This is a genomic window from Roseateles aquae, from assembly GCF_032337115.1.
Classification (GTDB): Bacteria; Pseudomonadota; Gammaproteobacteria; order Burkholderiales; family Burkholderiaceae_C; genus Roseateles_C; species Roseateles_C aquae.
Window position 1 is genome coordinate 168,603 of the sequence record NZ_JAVXZY010000006.1, and the last position, 15,068, is coordinate 183,670.

The following is a 15,068-nucleotide window of genomic DNA, read 5'->3' on the forward strand; positions in this document are numbered from 1 at the left end:
ATGACTCAAGAACGCCGTCATTTCGCCCGTGTCGCTTTCGACGCTCCGGCCCAGCTCACCACCATCGATGATCGCTATGAGGTCAAGGTGCTCGACCTCTCCTTGAAGGGCGCCTTGCTCAAGGTCAACCAGCCGCTGCCGCTGGGCGAGCCCTGCCTGTTGTCGCTGCGCCTGGACGGCGGTGAGAGCCGCATCGCGATGGCCGCCGAAATCGCCCATGTCGATGGTGACAAGGCCGGCCTGCTCTGCCGCAGCATCGATATCGAGAGCATCACCCATCTGCGCCGGCTGATCGAAGTCAACCTCGGCGAAGCGTCGCTGCTGGAGCGCGAGCTGAAGGCCCTGCTGAGCAGCTGAATCGCGCCATCAGCAGCGCAGTACACGTGCTTCTCGCGCTGGACTCACCGACCTGGCCTGCTTAGGCTGCAAGCTTCAACAAGCTTTGCAAGAGGTCCAGATGCATTCCAAATCCTGTCTCGTCCTGGCGGCTGCCATGTTCGGTGGCAGCGCCTTTGCGCAGGCCAACCCGGACAAACTGCTGGTCTGCCACGAAAACGAAGATGCCTTCCCCTGGCTGCTCAAGGCCAAGCCCGGCTACAGCCAGATCATGGTGCAACAGCTCGAGAAGCAGCTGGGCGTGCCGATCACGCTCAAAGCAATGCCTTGGAAGCAGTGCCTGGCCGAGGTCAAGGCCGGCACGATGGATGCGGCCATCAATGCCAGCTACAGCAAAGACCGCGCCGAATTCGCCCAGTACCCGGTCAAGCTCGATGGCGAGGCCGACGCCACCAAACGGATGTACCGCACCAGCTACGCGCTCTACAAGCTCAAAGGCGCCAGCCTCAGCTGGGATGGCCAGAAGCTCAATGCCAGCGGTGTGATCGGCGCACAGACCGGCTTTTCCATCGTCGCTCAACTGAAGGAGCTGGGCGCCAAGGTGGAAGACAGTTCGCCGACCGCCGAAGAACTATTGTCACGCGTGGCCAATGGACGCTATCTGGCTGCCGCCCTGCAAACAAGTGAGGCCGAGAACACGCTGAGCGCCAATGCCGGCCTGGCCGCCAAGCTGGAGAAGGTGATGCCCACGTTGGTCGAGAAACCGTATTACACAGTCTTCTCCAAGCCCTTCTTCAGCAAGTACGGCCAGACGGCACGCGAAGTCTGGCGTATCGAGGCCAAGATCCGTGAATCAGCGGAGTTCAAGGCCAGCGTCTCGCATCTGATGAAGTCAGTGGACTGACACCCCCCCTGCTGCCGGCCCGGACACCACCGTGCTCAGGCCGCAGCGATGAATTGGCGCAGCACGGCGTAGGCAGCCTCTGGGTCATCGCGCCAGGCGCCATGGCCGACGCCGGGAAAACGCGCCAACTGCAGGCGCTCGGCTGGCAGCGCCGCCGCGATTTCCAGCGCATCTTCGAGCGGACAGACCGGGTCGTCCTCGCCGACCATCACCAGCACCGGGCATTGCGCCCGCGCCAGCCCCGGCAAAAGCTGCAGTGCCTGCTTCTCGCCGGCAACGAAGTGCAAGAGGATCTGCTCGTTGATCAGCGTGCGTTCGCCGGCCTGCGGGTCCAGCGGCGGGCGGGTGTTGTACAGCGCGCGGCAGGCCTGCCAGTAGGCCTGCCAGCTGGCTGGACTGGGCGTGCGCCAGAAGGCATCGGCGGCGGCCCGCGCTTGCGGCCCGCCGCGGCGCTCAAACGCCGCCAGCTTGCGCTCCAGGCCCATATGGTGCGAGGTGCTGGACAGAATCACCTTGCTCGCATGGCCCGGATGGCGGGCGATGTAGTGCTGCGCCACAAAGCCGCCAAAGCTTTGCCCCAGCACGATGGGTTTGACGATGCCCAGTGCATCGCAAAGCCGCACGATGTCGTCAGCCCAGTGGTCCAGCGTCCACTCGCTGCTCGGCCGCGGGTCGCTGCGGCCATGTCCGCGGTGGTCGTAATAAATGATTTGCACCAGATCGGCGAGCCGGCTGAAGCCAGGCTTGAAGGCCGAATGGTCAAAGCCTGGCCCGCCATGCATGCAGATCAGCGTCGGTTTTTCGCGCATTTGCGCCCCATCCGGCACCAGCCCCGGCCCCTCGACATCAACAAAAAGCCTGACCCCGGGCGCAATTTCCACTCTCATCGACAACGCTCCTTGCTTGCTGCGCGCAGTATGCCGCCAGCTCAGCCTGTCGCCGGTGCAGTTCGTCGCCGCTGGCTCGCCTTCGTCGCATCCAAAGTGCCGCCGCCAGTGCTGCTGGAGACAATCAAGGCATGTCCGCCGCCTCAGCCACGTCCGCGTCCAGCACCAGCCAGCCGCCGCCGGCCCATGCGGCGACGGACCTATTGAACCTGCGTGCCCTGGCTTGGATCCTGCTGCTCAGCACGGTCTGGTCGCTGCAGCGCAGCCTGAATTGCGATTGCGCCCCCGAGCCGGGCTACTGGAGCGAGTTGCGCGAAGGTCTGGCCTACGCCGGTCGCTGCGCGCTGATCTTCAGCGGCATCCTGCTGGCGGTCGCCGCCGTCGAACAGCTGCTGCAGCGACTGCGGCTCGGCACGCGGGGGCGCTTGGCGCTGCGTCTGGCCGCTTTGCTGCTGGGTGCCTTCTGCGGCCATCTGCTGAATCTGTCGCTGCGCCCCTGGGCCGGCAGTGGCAACGACTTCGCCTGGAGATGGGTGCTGCCTTCGACACTGCTGTGGTCGGTCTTCGGCGGCCTCTCCTACGCCATTTACGGTCTGCAGCGCGAACAGACGGCCAATGCGCTGCGCCTGGCTCAGGCCGCCAGCGAGCACGCCGCGCTGCGCCGCGGCCATGTCGAAGCACAGATACGCGCCCTCAATGCGCAGATCGAGCCGCACTTTCTGTTCAACACCCTGGCCAACGTCAAGCGCCTCTACGAAACCTCGCCCGAGCGCGGCCAGCAGATGCTGCGCGCATTGAACGACTACCTGCAGCACGCCCTGCCCGGCATGCGCCAACGCCACAGCACCTTGGGCGAAGAACTGGCGCTGGTGCGCAGCTATCTGCAGATTCAGCAGCTGCGCATGGGCGAGCGGCTGCAATTCGATATCGATGCCGCCCCCAGTCTGCTGAGCCTGATGCTGCCGCCGCTGCTGCTGCCGACGCTGGTCGAGAACGCGATCAAGCACGGCCTGGCCCCGTTGCCCGAGGGCGGCCGGATCAACATCCGCGCACGGCGCCTGAACGGCAAGCTGGAAATCGAAGTGCAGGACAGCGGGCGCGGCTTTGGCGCCAGCAGCGGCGGTAGCGGCGTTGGCCTGGCCAATAGCCGGGCGCGGCTACAGGCCTTGTACGGACGCGAGGCCTCGCTGAGCCTGCTGGCCGTTCACCCGCACGGTGTGTGTGCCCGGGTCGAACTGCCTGCCGAGGAGTTTCAGCCTTGAGCCCGACTGCGCTGCTGCGCCATTGCTGGGCCTCCTGGCGTTCGGTCACGCCACGCGAGCTGCTCGTCTTCAGCCTGGTGGCCGGTGCCTTCCTGCTGATGAACAATCTGGAGCTTGGCCGCGTCCTGAGCAGCCCCGAGTTGCCACAGATTCTGGCCCGCCAATGTCTCGAACCCCTGTTGCCAGCGCTGGGCTGCATGCTGCTGCTGCTGCCGGTGGAGCGCAGCCGGCTGCGCGGCCGCCAGCGTGGGCTGGCGCTGGCCGGCATCACGGTGCTGGCCACGGTGCTGGCCATGCTGGCGATCGTCTTCATCGTCGAACAGCTGCGCTGGCCCTCGGTCGGTGATGTGCTGCGCCAGCAACGCGGCGAACTGCCCGAGTTCCAGTTCAGCCTGCGCAGCTTTCTCGGCGGCTGCCTCACGGTGTTGGTGCCCGCCGGTCTGACGGTGGCACTGTTCAGCTACTTCTCACGCCAGCGCCAGGACCGCGAAGCGCTGCAGGCCCTGCAACAGCAGCGCGAGGAACTGCAGCGTCAGACGGCCAGCGCCCAGCTCGCCGCCTTGCAGGCCCGGCTGGAGCCCCGCTTGCTGTTTGACAGCCTGGTTGGCATCGAACACGCCTATGCTCACGACGCCCGGGCCGCCTCGGCACGCATGGAGCGGCTGATCCGACATCTGCGCGTGGCCCTGCCCCCCTTGCGTGGCAATGGCCTGCAAACCCTGGCCCAGGAAGCCGAGCTGCTCGACAGCTATCTGGCCGTGCAGCGCGACTTGCAGGCGCAGGCACTGAGCTTCAGGCTCGACTGCACGCCCGCCGCGCTCGGCCGCTCGCTGCCACCGATGCTGCTGCTGCCGCTGCTGCAGGCGGCCCTGCACGCCATGCCCCAGGCAGCGCTGTGCTGCACGCTGCGTGCCAGCGTGAGCACACAGGGCGCACTGGCTATCCGCCTGCATTTCGATGCTGCGGGCCTGTGCGCCAGCCATGAGCAACTCCACCAATTGCAACAGCGCTTGCACACGCTGAGCGGCCAGCGCGGCGAGCTGCGTTGCGACAGCAGCGACAACGCCACCGAATACCGTTTCGATATCCAATGAACAGCCCCACCTTGACCGCCCTGGTCGCCGAAGACGAAGCCACGCTGCGCGAGGAATTGATCGAACAGCTGAACCAGCTGTGGCCGGAGTTGCAAATCGTCGGGCCAGCACGTGATGGCCTGGAAGCGCTGCGCCTGTTCGACGAGTTGCGGCCGGACATCGTCTTTCTCGACATCGAGATGCCAGGCGCCACTGGCCTGGAGGTGGCGCGCCAGATCGGCCAACGCGCGCACATCGTCTTCGTCACCGCCTACGACCAGTTCGCCATCGAGGCCTTCGAACAGGGCGTGGTCGACTATCTGCTCAAGCCCTTGTCGCCGGCGCGGCTGTTCACTGCCATCAGCCGGCTGAAGCAACGCCTTGCCACGCCGCCGGCCGATATCAGCCCGGTGCTGGCCAGGCTGCAGGAGCGCGGTGGCGAAGCGATCAAGCCGCAGCTGCGCTGGATCAACGCCAGCATCGGCCAGACGCTGCGGCTGATCACCGTCGACGAGGTCTGCTACTTCCAGTCCGACAACAAATACACCCGCGTCGTCACCCGCGACAGCGAGGCCTTGATACGCAAGCCGCTGAAGGAGCTGACTGAGGAGTTGGACGCTCAGCAGTTCTGGCAGATCCATCGCTCGACGCTGGTCAATGTGTCGGCGATTTCTGGCCTAACTCGTGATTTCCGCGGCCGCTTGCAGGTCAAGCTGAAGGACCGCAGCGACACCCTGCTGGTGGCCGAAAGTTATGCCCATCTGTTCAAGCAGATGTAGCGGCACAGGCCGGCCAGACTTTTGTCTTTCGTCCGCCGCGCCGCCATCATTCGCTGATTGCATTCACGAAAAGTTCGCCCTACGCTCGTACCCAGGCCAAGCAAACCATCATGCAATACACCTTGTTTGCCCTTGAGCAGGAACTCGCCCTGGTGGGCTTTCATCCCGGCCGCGCGCGGCTGGACACGCTGATCGCCGACGACTTCGTCGAGCATGGCGCCTCCGGACGCATCTGGACCAAGCCGGAGCTGCTGGACACCATGAGCAAATGGCCGGTGGCCTGCCGCCAGGTCGAGGACTTCAGCGCCCAGCCGGTGGCCGAGGATCTGGCCTTGGTGCGCTACCGCTGCGAGCGCCTGGGCCGGCACAGCCTGCGGGCCTCGCTGTGGCGGCGCGGGCCACGCGGCTGGCAGATCATCTTTCACCAGGGCACGCCGCTGGGCTGAGCCGCCATAACTGGCTCGCTGCGGCCTTGTCGCCTAGATGACGATGCGGCCACGGCACTGCCGCCACAATCGCCCTCCACACCGAGGAGCCCGGCATGAGCGAGCCAGTCAACAGCAGCAGCCATTACCGCATCTGCCCCCTGTGCGAGGCCTGTTGCGGGTTGGAGATACGCACCGAAGGCACTCGCGTGATCAGCATCCGCGGCGCCGAGGCCGACGCCTTCAGCCAGGGCTATATCTGCCCCAAGGGCGTGTCCTTGAAAGACCTGCATGAAGACCCCGACCGGCTGCGTCAGCCGCTGATCAAGCGCGATGGCGTGTTCCAGCCGGCCAGCTGGGAGCAGGCCTTCGAGGAGATCGAGCGCCGGCTCTTGCCCATCCTGCATCAGCATGGCCCCGACTCGGTGGCCGCCAGCCTGGGCAATCCGGCTGCCCACAAGATCAGCCTGCTGGCCTATTTCCCGCGGCTGGCCCGCGCGCTGGGCAGCCGCAACGTCTTCTCGGCCTCGACGCTGGACCAGATGCCTAAGCAACTCAGCAGCGGGCTGATGTACGGCCACTGGCTGAGCATCCCGGTGCCCGATCTGCCACGCAGCGATCTGCTGGTGATCCTGGGCGCCAACCCCATGGTCAGCAACGGCAGCCTGTGGACCGTGCCCGACTACCGCGGCAAGGCCCGCGCGATGCGTGAGCGCGGCGGTCGCATCATCGTCATCGACCCGCGCAAGACCGAGACGGCGCACGCCGCCGACGAGCATCTGCCGATACGCCCCGGCGGCGACGTCTTCCTGCTGCTCGGCCTGCTGCACACCTTGTTCGATGAAGCGCTGGTGAGGCCCGGTCGCCTCGCCGAGCATCTCGCGGGGCTGGACGAACTCCGCGAGGCCGTGCGCCCCTACCCGCCCGAACGGATGGCCGCCGGCTGCGGCATCAGCGCCGAACGCCAGCGACGCCTGGCCCGTGAGCTGGCCGGCACGCCGCGGGCCTCGCTCTACGGCCGCATCGGCACCTGCACGCAACGCTTCGGCACCCTGAACAGCTGGTTGATCGATGCCATCAACATCGTCTGCGGCCATCTGGATGCCGAGGGCGGGGCGATGTTCCCCAAGGCCGCCGCCTTTGCCGCCAACACCCAGGGCAAGCCGGGCAGCGGCAAGGGCATCAGCACCGGCCGCCGCCACAGCCGGGTCAGCCAGGCGCCCGAGGTCTTTGGCGAGCTGCCGATGGGCTGCCTGGCCGAGGAGATAGAGACGCCCGGCGAAGGCCAGGTGCGCGCGCTGATCACACTGGCCAGCAATCCGGTGCTGTCGGCCCCCGATGGGCCCCGGCTCAGCCGCGCGCTGGACTCGCTGGATTTCATGCTCAGCCTGGACATCTATCTGAACGAGACCACCCGCCATGCCGATGTCATCCTGCCGGGCCTGTCGCCGCTGGAGGATCTGCACTACGACATGGCCTTCCCGCAGCTGTCCTGGCGCAATCACGCCCGCTTCAGCGGCCCGGTGTTCAAAAAGCCGGAAGACCAGCCCGAGGAATGGCAGACGCTGCTGCGCCTGACGGCCATGGTCAGCGGCCAGGACTGGCGCGCCGATGTCGGCGCGATCGACGATGCGATGGTGGCCGACGATGTGCGCCGGCTGGCCGGCGAGCACGCCGAGGCGGTGCTGCGTGCCCTGGCGCCACGCCGCGGCCCTGAGCGCCTGATTGACCTCGCCCTGCGCAGCGGGCCGTATGGCGACCGCTTCGGACTCAAGCCGGGCGGCATCAGCCTCGACCAGGTGCAGGCCGCGCCCTCTGGCCTGGATCTCGGCGAGCTGCAGCCGCGCGTGCCCGAGTTGCTGCGCACGCCGTCCGGCAAGATCGAGCTGGCGCCGCCCAGCTGCCTGGCAGACCTGAGCGCTGTGGATGCGGCGCTGGCCGCGCCGGCGCCGCGCTTCAGCCTGATTGGCCGGCGCGATGTGCGTTCCGGCAACAGCTGGATGCACAACCTGCCTCTGCTGGCCAAGGGCCCGAACCGCTGCACGCTGCTGATCCACCCCGACGACGCTGCCGCGCTGAGCCTGAGCGAAGGCTCACAGGCGCGATTGCATAACGATCAGGCGGCGCTGACCGTGACCATCGCGCTGAGCGCCGACATGATGCCCGGCGTGCTCAGCCTGCCGCACGGCTGGGGCCATGATCTTGAAGGGGCGCTGCTGAGCATCGCGGCCGACAGGCCCGGCGCCAATGTCAATGCCCTGCTCAGCGCCACGGCACGCGATCCGCTGTCGGGCAATGCGGTGCTCAATGGCATCGCCGTGCAGCTGTCGCCACTGAACGCCTGATCCCTGGCGCTTGCGCCTACCAGGGCCCGTAGCTCGTCACCAGCGCACGCCACAGGGCGTCGGCATCGCGAGCCAAGCCGCTGGCGCCGGCCTGCGGCGTGGCATCGGCGGCCGCCTGCACCATCACCAGTTTGTTGGCCGGATCGACATACATCAGCTGGCCGAACACGCCCATCAGGGCAAAGCGTCGGCGCGTGCCTGGGAATGTCCAGAACTGGTAGCCATAGCCGTAATAGCTGCTCGCCTTGCCCGGCTGGAAGGGCATGGCGTGGCGATGCCAGTCGGTCGCCTCGATCAGGTAGTCGCGTGGCAAGACCTGCTGGCCGGTATCGGGCCGGGCGCCGTCATTGGCCAGCAGCACGCCGAGCCGCGCATAGTCACGCAGCGTCGCGTTGAAATTGCCGGCCGCCGTCTCCAGCCCGGTCAGATCGGTATGCCAGAGCGCGCTTTGCTCGGCGCCCATGGCCTGCCACAGCCGCGGGCCGAGGTAGTCGGCCAGGCTCTGGCCGCTGGCGCCGCGCAGCGCGGCGGCCAGCATCGTTGTCTCGGCGCTGGAGTAGTTGAAGCGGGTGCCCTGCGGCGCGCTGCGCTCGGTCACCGCACCAGCGGCCTTCTCCAGCCCGTCGCGGGCAGCAATGGCGGCGAAGCGGTTCAGATCATCCTGGCCGTCGTAACGTTCCTCGAAGCGAGCGCCCGAGCTCATGCGCAAGAGATTGCGCAGGCTGGTGTCGCCATACAGGCTGCCTTTCAGTCGTGGCGCATAGCGCTCGGCCTTGTCGTCCAGCGTACCCAGCCGCCCTTCGCGCAAGGCCAGGCCAATGCCCAGCGAGACGATGGACTTGGCCATCGAGTGCGAAACGAATCGATGCTGTGGCCCGCGCTCGTATTGGTAGCGCTCGACCAGCACCTCGCCGTCCTTGACGATCATCAGCCCCATCACCCGGTGTCGAGCGAGGTAATCATCGATGCTCAGCAGCGGGCCGGGCTCGCTGCTCCAGCGCAGGGCCGGCTCTTGTGCGGCACGGCGCAAGGGCATGGGCTGGTTGCTGGCCGGCAGCTCGTGCACACGGCCATTGAGCACGCCGGCTATCTCGCCCTGATGGCTGAAGGAGCCCACGCGCAGGCTCTCGCTGAAGAACCAGTTGCTGGCATTGCCGGCCGGATAACCCTGATCGCGGCCCAGGCGCAACTCATCCGGCGCCGCGGCGAGCGCCAGCGGCAAGCAACAGATCAGACCGGCCACACCGAGCCGCAATGCAGTCCCCATCATTCTTTCTTCGCCGTGTCCCATCACGGGTGAGCGATGGATTTCACCAAAAAGCACAGAGCCCACCAAGCCCGAAGGCGGGGGGCAGGCAAGTAATTGTTTGTATCGATGGCTTCGGCGCAGCCTATAAATCTGTGTTATATTCGGTGCATAGATACGCACAAGACTGTTTCTTCAAGGTCTTAATCTCCAGCAACCGCAGCCCGGCTTCTTCAGCGCGCTCCTGGTTCGCTTCAGTTTCAACTCCCCGGTTTGACGCTTCTTGAGTGTTTCTGTCCTCGCGGCTGCTTTTGGCCTCGAGGTTCTTCATCCATTTTTTCTAGGAAAACACCATGAGCATCCAGACTGGCACCGTGAAGTGGTTCGACGACGGCAAGGGTTTCGGTTTCATCACTCCCGATGACGGCACCAAGGACCTGTTCGCCCACCACAGCGAAATCCGCAACAACGGCGGCTTCCGCACCCTGGCTGAAAACCAGAAGGTCGAATTCGAAGTCAAGCAAGGCCCCAAGGGTCTGCAAGCTGCCAACATCCGCGGCGTTTGATTTCGCAAGGGCCTCCAGCTGCTCGCAGCCTGAGGCCTTGTTGTGAAAACGGCAGACGGAACCGGTTTCCACTCTGCCGTGAATTCGGCCTGGGAAGGCTGAGATCCTGGCGACGTGCCGGGCTCTCTATCCGCAAGTAACACTGGCTCAAGCACAGTGACCTTGCGATTGAATGCAGTGACCCGTGTCACTCATCTGCGCGACCCGATGCGCAGCGGCTCTTGAAGCCACCTCCGTGCTCTGCACACTGTTGTGCATCACATTCCTTTATCGCAATCCGCGCCAAGACGGTTTCCCCGGCTCACGCCACAGGGACAGCATCAAGGCGCACACCTCAAAAAGACTATGCAAACAAAAAGCATTGAGGTGGGGCGTTTCCTTGTCTCACCTTTCACCAAACCCACCCAAGACGGCGGCTATGCAGCCTCGGTCTCGATTCGATCCGGCCAGGGCATGGCCAGCCATGATCGCGTGATGCGCTTCACCCCGCGCTTCGCGACCCAGCGCGCCGCCCTTGCCTATGCGGCCCGCGAAGGCGTGGCCTGGGTCAGCAAGCTGCACTGAAAAAGCGGCGCTGAAATGAGAAAGGGCGACTCCTTGCGGAGCCGCCCTTTTTGCTTGTATGCAGCAGTGTGCGGTGACCAGCCTCAGCGAATGGCCGAGGCAACACCCCCGCCCAGGGCCTTGTAGAGCTGCACGCCGCTTTGCAGCGCCGCCAGCCTCACCTGCAGCGCCGCCTGGCGGGCCGCAAAGCTGGCCCGCTGCGCATCCAGCAGCTCCAGGCTGCTCGAGGCGCCGTTGGCAAAACGCAGCTCGACCAGGCGCAGCCGCTCGGCCTCGGCCGCCGCCTGCGCGTCCTGCGCGCGCGCCTGCTCGGCCAGCGTGCTGCGCGCACTCAGTGCGTCAGCCACTTCCCGGAAGGCCGACTGGATGCTCTTCTCGTACTGCGCCACGGCGATATCGCGCGCCGCCTTCGCGGCCGTCAGATTCGCTTCATTGCGTCCGGCATCGAAGATGGGCATCAAGGCCTGCGAGGCAAAGGTCCAGACGGTGTTCTTGAACAGGCCCGACAGTTCCGAGCTCGCCGTGCCGACGTTGCTGGTCAGCGTGATCGCGGGGAAGAAGGCCGCACGCGCCGCGCCGATATTGGCATTGGCGGCGCGCAACTGCTGCTCGGCCTGCAGCACATCGGGACGCTGCACCAGCACCTCGGACGGCAAACCGGCCGCGATGTCGCTGAGCGCCTGCGCATTCAAGCCTTGCGCCGGCGGCAGATCGGCCGGCAGCGGCTGAGCAATCAGCAGCACCAGTGCGTTCTCATCCTGATCGCGCTGACGCTGCGCCTGGGCCAGCGCGGCACGCGCCGCCTCCAGGGCCGACTGCGCCGAGGCCAACTCCAGGCTGGACGCCGCCCCCTGATCAAAACGCAGCCGAGTCAGCCTGTGGCTGTCCTCGCGCGACACCAGGGTCTGGCGGGCCAGGGCCAGCAGCTCTTCATCGGCTTGCAGGCTGAACTGCGCAGCGGCAACCGCGCCGATCAGGCTGATCTGCGCGGCTCGCGCGCCTTCGGCGCTGGCCAGATAGCGGGCCGTGGCGGCGTCACTGTTGTTGCGCAGCTTGCCGAAAAGATCGAGCTCATAGGCACTGATCTGCAAACCAGCCTGGAAGTTGTTGACGTTCTTGCCCGTGCTGTCGGGCTGGCGGCTGGCGGAGAAGCCCGCCCCCACCGTGGGCAGCTGGCTGGCCGCGGTGATGCGAGCCTGGGCCCGCGCCTGCTCCACGTTCAGCAGCGCGACGCGCAGATCGCGGTTGTTCTGCAGCGCCAGTTCAATCAGCTTGCGCAGCCGCTGATCCTGGTAGTAAGCAGTCCAGTCCAGCGGCGCTGCTGCCGCGTTTGTGGCTCTAGTGGCGCTTGCCCCGGGGAACTGCGCCGCCACCGGCGCGGCCGGGCTTTGCTGTTCGGGTGCCAGATTGGCGCACGCGCCCAGCATCAGCAGGCTGGCCGTGGCCAGCGCGCCCAGGCGCAGCGATCGCCATGTTGAAGTCATCGTCTTGCTCATTGTTCAGTGCTCCTTGGCGCCATCGGCGGCAGGCTCGTGATGGATGCCATGGGCGTGTTCGGCGTGGAAGCGGTGCTCACGCTCGCTGCCCTTGAACAGCCGACGCACCACCAGGAAGAACACCGGCACGAACAACACCGCCAGCACCGTTGCCGAAATCATGCCGGACAGCACGCCGGTACCGATGGCGCGCTGGCTGGCCGAGCCGGCGCCGGTGGCAAAGAACAGCGGCGCCACACCAAGGATGAAGGCCACCGAGGTCATGATGATGGGGCGGAAGCGCAGGTGGCAGGCCTCCAGAATCGCCTCGACCAGGCCCTTGCCCTCGGCCTGCAAGTCTTTCGCGAACTCGATGATCAGGATCGCGTTCTTGGCCGACAGGCCGATGATGGTGATCAGGCCGACCTTGAAGTAGACGTCGTTGGGCATGCCGCGCATCGTCGCGCCCAGCAGCGCGCCGAGCAGGCCCAGCGGCACCACCAGCAGCACCGACAGCGGGATCGACCAGCTCTCGTACAGCGCCGCCAGGCAGAGGAACACCGCCAGCAGCGAGAAGCCCAGCAGGATGGTGGCCTGCGAGCCCGACAGCTTTTCCTCGCGCGACAGGCCGGTCCATTCATAGCCGATGCCGGCCGGCAGCTGCGCCACCATCTGTTCCAGCTCAGCCATGGCCGCGCCGGTCGAAGCACCGGGCGCCGCGTCGCCCGCCAGGCGCATGGCCGGGTAGCCGTTGTATCGCGTGGCCTGCATCTGGCCGGTGATCCAATGCGTGCTGGCGATGGCCGACAGCGGCACCGGCTGGCCCTTGGCATTGCTGACGTTCAGGCGCAGCAGGTCTTCCGGCTGCATGCGGGCAGCCGCCTCGGCCTGCACGATGACGCGCTGCAGACGGCCGGCGCTCGGGAAGTCGTTCACATAGGCCGAGCCCAGCTGCGTGCCGATAACGGCCGCAACGGCGTCGTAGCTGACGCCCAGCGCATTGGCCTTGTCGCGGTCGATGTCCAGCTGCAGTTGCGGTGCATCTTCCAGACCATCAGGGCGCATGCCGGTGATCAGCTTGCTCTTGCTGGCCATGCCCATCAGCTGGTTGCGGGCGTTCAGCAGCGCCTCGTGGCCAAGGCCAGCGCGATCCTGCAGGCGCAGCGCAAAACCGGTGGCCGTGCCCAGTTCGGGGATGGGCGGCGGCGACAGCGGGTAGATGAAGGCATCGCGCACCATCATCATCGCGCCGAAGGCACGGCCGGCCAGCGCGGAGGCGCTGTGCTGCGGGCCCGGGCGCTCTTCCCAGGGCTTCAGCGGCACGAACACCAGCGCGGCGTTCTGGCCCTGGCCCGAGAAGGAGAAGCCGATCACGCCGACGGTATCCTGCACCTCGGGCTGCTTCAGCATGAAGTCCTCGACCTGCTTGACCGCCGCCTCGGTGCGATTGGCCGTCGCGCCCGGCGGCAGCTGCACATTGACGATCAGATAGCCCTGGTCTTCATTGGGCAGGAAGGAGGTCGGCATGCGGGTGTAGAACCAGCCCACCGCGCCCAGCACCACGCCGTAGACCAGCAGCATCCGGCCGCTGCGCTTGAGCAGCTTGGCGACCCAGCCTTCGTAGCCCTTGGCGGTGCGCGAGAAGCTGCGGTTGAACCAGCCGAAGAAACCGCCCTTGGCATGGGCATGGCCGGCATCAACCGGCTTCAGCAGCGTGGCGCACAGGGCCGGCGTCAGCGTCAGCGCCATCAGCGCCGACAGCAGCATCGAGGCCACCATGGCCAGCGAGAACTGGCGGTAGATATTGCCCACCGAGCCGGCGAAGAAGGCCATGGGCACGAACACCGACACCAGCACCACGGTGATGCCGATGATGGCGCCGGAGATTTGGCTCATCGCCTTGCGCGTGGCCTGCAGCGGCGGCAAGCCCTCCTCGTTCATGATGCGCTCGACGTTCTCGACGACGACGATGGCATCGTCGACCAGGATGCCGATGGCCAGCACCATGCCGAACAGCGTCAGCACATTGATCGAGAAGCCCAGCCACAACATGATGGCGAAGGTGCCCAGCAGCGCGATCGGCACAACCACCGTCGGGATCAGCGTGTAGCGCCAGTTCTGCAGGAACAGGAACATCACCAGGAAGACGAGCACGATGGCTTCGACCAGGGTCTCGACGACCTGGGTGATCGAGATCTTGACGAACTTCGACGAGTCGTAGGGGATCTCATAGCCCACATCGGCCGGGAAATAGCGCTTCAGCTCGACCATCCGTTCCTTGACCGCCGTCGCCGAGGCCAGCGCGTTGCCGCCCGGTGCCAGCTGGATGCCGATGCCGGTGGCCGGCTTGCCATTGAGCCGCGAGTAGGAGCCGTAGCTCTGGCCGCCCAGCTCGACGCGTGCCACATCCTTCAGCCGCACGCTGGAGCCATCGGCATTGGCGCGCAGCACGATGCCGCGGAACTGGTCCACCGTTTCCAGCTGGCCCTTGACGACCACAGTGGCCGACATGGTCTGCTCCGACAGATTCGGCAGCTCGCCGATCGAGCCGGCCGGCACCAGCGCGTTCTGCGCGCGAATCGCGGCATTCACCTCGACCGGGCTGATGCCGAAAGAGAGCAGCTTGGCCGGGTCCAGCCAGATGCGCATCGCACGCTCGGTGCCGAACAGCTGGGCCTGGCCGATGCCGGGCAAACGCTGCAGCTCGGGCACGATATTGCGCGCCGCATAGTCGCCCAGCGCCTTGGGGTCCAGCGCGCCGGTCTTGCTCGACAGCATCACAAAGAGCAGGAAGTTGTTGCCTGCCTTGTCGATGCGCACCCCCTGCTGTACCACCGCCGAAGGCAGCCGCGGCGAGGCCCGGCTCAGGCGGTTTTGCACCTCGACCTGGGCCAGTTCCAGATTGGTGCCGGGTTCGAAGGTCACGGTGATGGCGCCGGTGCCATTGGCCTGGCTGACCGACTCCAGATAGGCCAGACGCGGCGCGCCGTTGAGCTCCTGCTCGATGATGGAAATAACGCTTTCATCCAGCGTCTTGGCCGAGGCGCCGGGATAGACCACGTTGATGGACAAGGCCGGCGGCGCCACCGTCGGGTACTGCGAAATCGGCAGCTTGGTGATGGAGACCGCACCGAAGACCAGGATGAACAGCGCGATCACCCAGGCAAAGACCGGCCGGTCAATGAAGAAACGTGCCATGACTGTGG

At 66.1% G+C, this 15,068-nt stretch carries 14 protein-coding genes; 9 read left to right on the forward strand and 5 right to left on the reverse strand.

Annotation, left to right across the window (positions count from 1 at the left end):
* A complete protein-coding gene (locus RQP53_RS15510; protein ID WP_315651496.1) occupies positions 1–357 on the forward strand; it encodes a PilZ domain-containing protein in 357 nt (118 codons plus the stop codon).
* A 100-nt stretch (positions 358–457) separates the two neighbouring features.
* On the forward strand, positions 458–1,240 hold the full coding sequence (locus RQP53_RS15515) for a substrate-binding periplasmic protein (protein WP_315651498.1): 783 nt from the start codon (positions 458–460) through the stop codon (positions 1,238–1,240).
* Positions 1,241–1,275: 35 nt separating this feature from the next.
* Here the strand turns inward: RQP53_RS15515 and RQP53_RS15520 are convergent, their stop codons facing one another.
* Positions 1,276–2,127, reverse strand: coding sequence for an alpha/beta fold hydrolase (locus tag RQP53_RS15520; RefSeq protein ID WP_315651500.1), 852 nt, complete (start codon positions 2,125–2,127; stop codon positions 1,276–1,278).
* A gap of 131 nt (positions 2,128–2,258) precedes the next feature.
* Here RQP53_RS15520 and RQP53_RS15525 point away from each other — a divergent pair, with 131 nt between their 5' ends.
* The 5 genes from RQP53_RS15525 (at position 2,259) to RQP53_RS15545 (ending at position 8,011) form a co-directional block, all read left to right on the forward strand.
* Entirely contained in the window at positions 2,259–3,389 is a 1,131-nt protein-coding gene (locus RQP53_RS15525; protein WP_315651501.1) for a sensor histidine kinase, read from the forward strand.
* Positions 3,386–4,483 (forward strand): histidine kinase, encoded by a 1,098-nt coding sequence (locus RQP53_RS15530; protein WP_315651503.1) that lies wholly within the window; start codon positions 3,386–3,388, stop codon positions 4,481–4,483. The genes RQP53_RS15525 and RQP53_RS15530 overlap by 4 nt, the downstream gene beginning before the upstream one ends.
* A complete protein-coding gene (locus RQP53_RS15535; protein ID WP_315651505.1) occupies positions 4,480–5,241 on the forward strand; it encodes a LytR/AlgR family response regulator transcription factor in 762 nt (253 codons plus the stop codon). The genes RQP53_RS15530 and RQP53_RS15535 overlap by 4 nt, the downstream gene beginning before the upstream one ends.
* 110 nt (positions 5,242–5,351) lie before the next feature.
* Entirely contained in the window at positions 5,352–5,687 is a 336-nt protein-coding gene (locus RQP53_RS15540) for a nuclear transport factor 2 family protein (protein ID WP_315651506.1), read from the forward strand.
* A 95-nt stretch (positions 5,688–5,782) separates the two neighbouring features.
* Positions 5,783–8,011, forward strand: a complete 2,229-nt coding sequence (locus RQP53_RS15545; RefSeq protein ID WP_315651508.1) for a molybdopterin-dependent oxidoreductase — start codon at positions 5,783–5,785, stop codon at positions 8,009–8,011.
* A gap of 16 nt (positions 8,012–8,027) precedes the next feature.
* On the opposite strand, the gene RQP53_RS15550 is transcribed toward RQP53_RS15545, so the two are convergent.
* On the reverse strand, positions 8,028–9,278 hold the full coding sequence (locus RQP53_RS15550; protein ID WP_315651510.1) for a serine hydrolase domain-containing protein: 1,251 nt from the start codon (positions 9,276–9,278) through the stop codon (positions 8,028–8,030).
* A 124-nt stretch (positions 9,279–9,402) separates the two neighbouring features.
* Positions 9,403–9,588 (reverse strand): hypothetical protein, encoded by a 186-nt coding sequence (locus RQP53_RS15555; RefSeq protein WP_315651512.1) that lies wholly within the window; start codon positions 9,586–9,588, stop codon positions 9,403–9,405.
* Positions 9,589–9,616: 28 nt separating this feature from the next.
* Here RQP53_RS15555 and RQP53_RS15560 point away from each other — a divergent pair, with 28 nt between their 5' ends.
* On the forward strand, positions 9,617–9,823 hold the full coding sequence (locus tag RQP53_RS15560; RefSeq protein WP_285235527.1) for a cold-shock protein: 207 nt from the start codon (positions 9,617–9,619) through the stop codon (positions 9,821–9,823).
* 366 nt (positions 9,824–10,189) lie between these two features.
* Positions 10,190–10,387, forward strand: coding sequence for a hypothetical protein (locus RQP53_RS15565; protein ID WP_315651514.1), 198 nt, complete (start codon positions 10,190–10,192; stop codon positions 10,385–10,387).
* An 83-nt stretch (positions 10,388–10,470) separates the two neighbouring features.
* Here RQP53_RS15565 and RQP53_RS15570 read toward each other — a convergent pair whose 3' ends face one another.
* Both RQP53_RS15570 and RQP53_RS15575 read right to left on the reverse strand, forming a co-directional pair.
* Entirely contained in the window at positions 10,471–11,871 is a 1,401-nt protein-coding gene (locus RQP53_RS15570) for an efflux transporter outer membrane subunit (RefSeq protein ID WP_315651516.1), read from the reverse strand.
* A 15-nt stretch (positions 11,872–11,886) separates the two neighbouring features.
* Positions 11,887–15,060 (reverse strand): efflux RND transporter permease subunit, encoded by a 3,174-nt coding sequence (locus RQP53_RS15575; protein ID WP_315651517.1) that lies wholly within the window; start codon positions 15,058–15,060, stop codon positions 11,887–11,889.
* Positions 15,061–15,068: the final 8 nt, after the last annotated feature.

What these genes read in the sequence shown, in the direction of transcription:
- RQP53_RS15510 (WP_315651496.1), top strand. Translation starts at nt 1, where the DNA reads ATGACTCAAGAACGCCGTCATTTCGCCCGTGTCGCTTTCGACGCTCCG.
- RQP53_RS15515 (WP_315651498.1), top strand. Translation starts at nt 458, where the DNA reads ATGCATTCCAAATCCTGTCTCGTCCTGGCGGCTGCCATGTTCGGTGGC.
- RQP53_RS15520 (WP_315651500.1), bottom strand. Translation starts at nt 2,127, where the DNA reads ATGAGAGTGGAAATTGCGCCCGGGGTCAGGCTTTTTGTTGATGTCGAG.
- RQP53_RS15525 (WP_315651501.1), top strand. Translation starts at nt 2,259, where the DNA reads ATGTCCGCCGCCTCAGCCACGTCCGCGTCCAGCACCAGCCAGCCGCCG.
- RQP53_RS15535 (WP_315651505.1), top strand. Translation starts at nt 4,480, where the DNA reads ATGAACAGCCCCACCTTGACCGCCCTGGTCGCCGAAGACGAAGCCACG.
- RQP53_RS15540 (WP_315651506.1), top strand. Translation starts at nt 5,352, where the DNA reads ATGCAATACACCTTGTTTGCCCTTGAGCAGGAACTCGCCCTGGTGGGC.
- RQP53_RS15545 (WP_315651508.1), top strand. Translation starts at nt 5,783, where the DNA reads ATGAGCGAGCCAGTCAACAGCAGCAGCCATTACCGCATCTGCCCCCTG.
- RQP53_RS15550 (WP_315651510.1), bottom strand. Translation starts at nt 9,278, where the DNA reads ATGGGGACTGCATTGCGGCTCGGTGTGGCCGGTCTGATCTGTTGCTTG.
- RQP53_RS15555 (WP_315651512.1), bottom strand. Translation starts at nt 9,588, where the DNA reads ATGAAGAACCTCGAGGCCAAAAGCAGCCGCGAGGACAGAAACACTCAA.
- RQP53_RS15570 (WP_315651516.1), bottom strand. Translation starts at nt 11,871, where the DNA reads ATGACTTCAACATGGCGATCGCTGCGCCTGGGCGCGCTGGCCACGGCC.
- RQP53_RS15575 (WP_315651517.1), bottom strand. Translation starts at nt 15,060, where the DNA reads ATGGCACGTTTCTTCATTGACCGGCCGGTCTTTGCCTGGGTGATCGCG.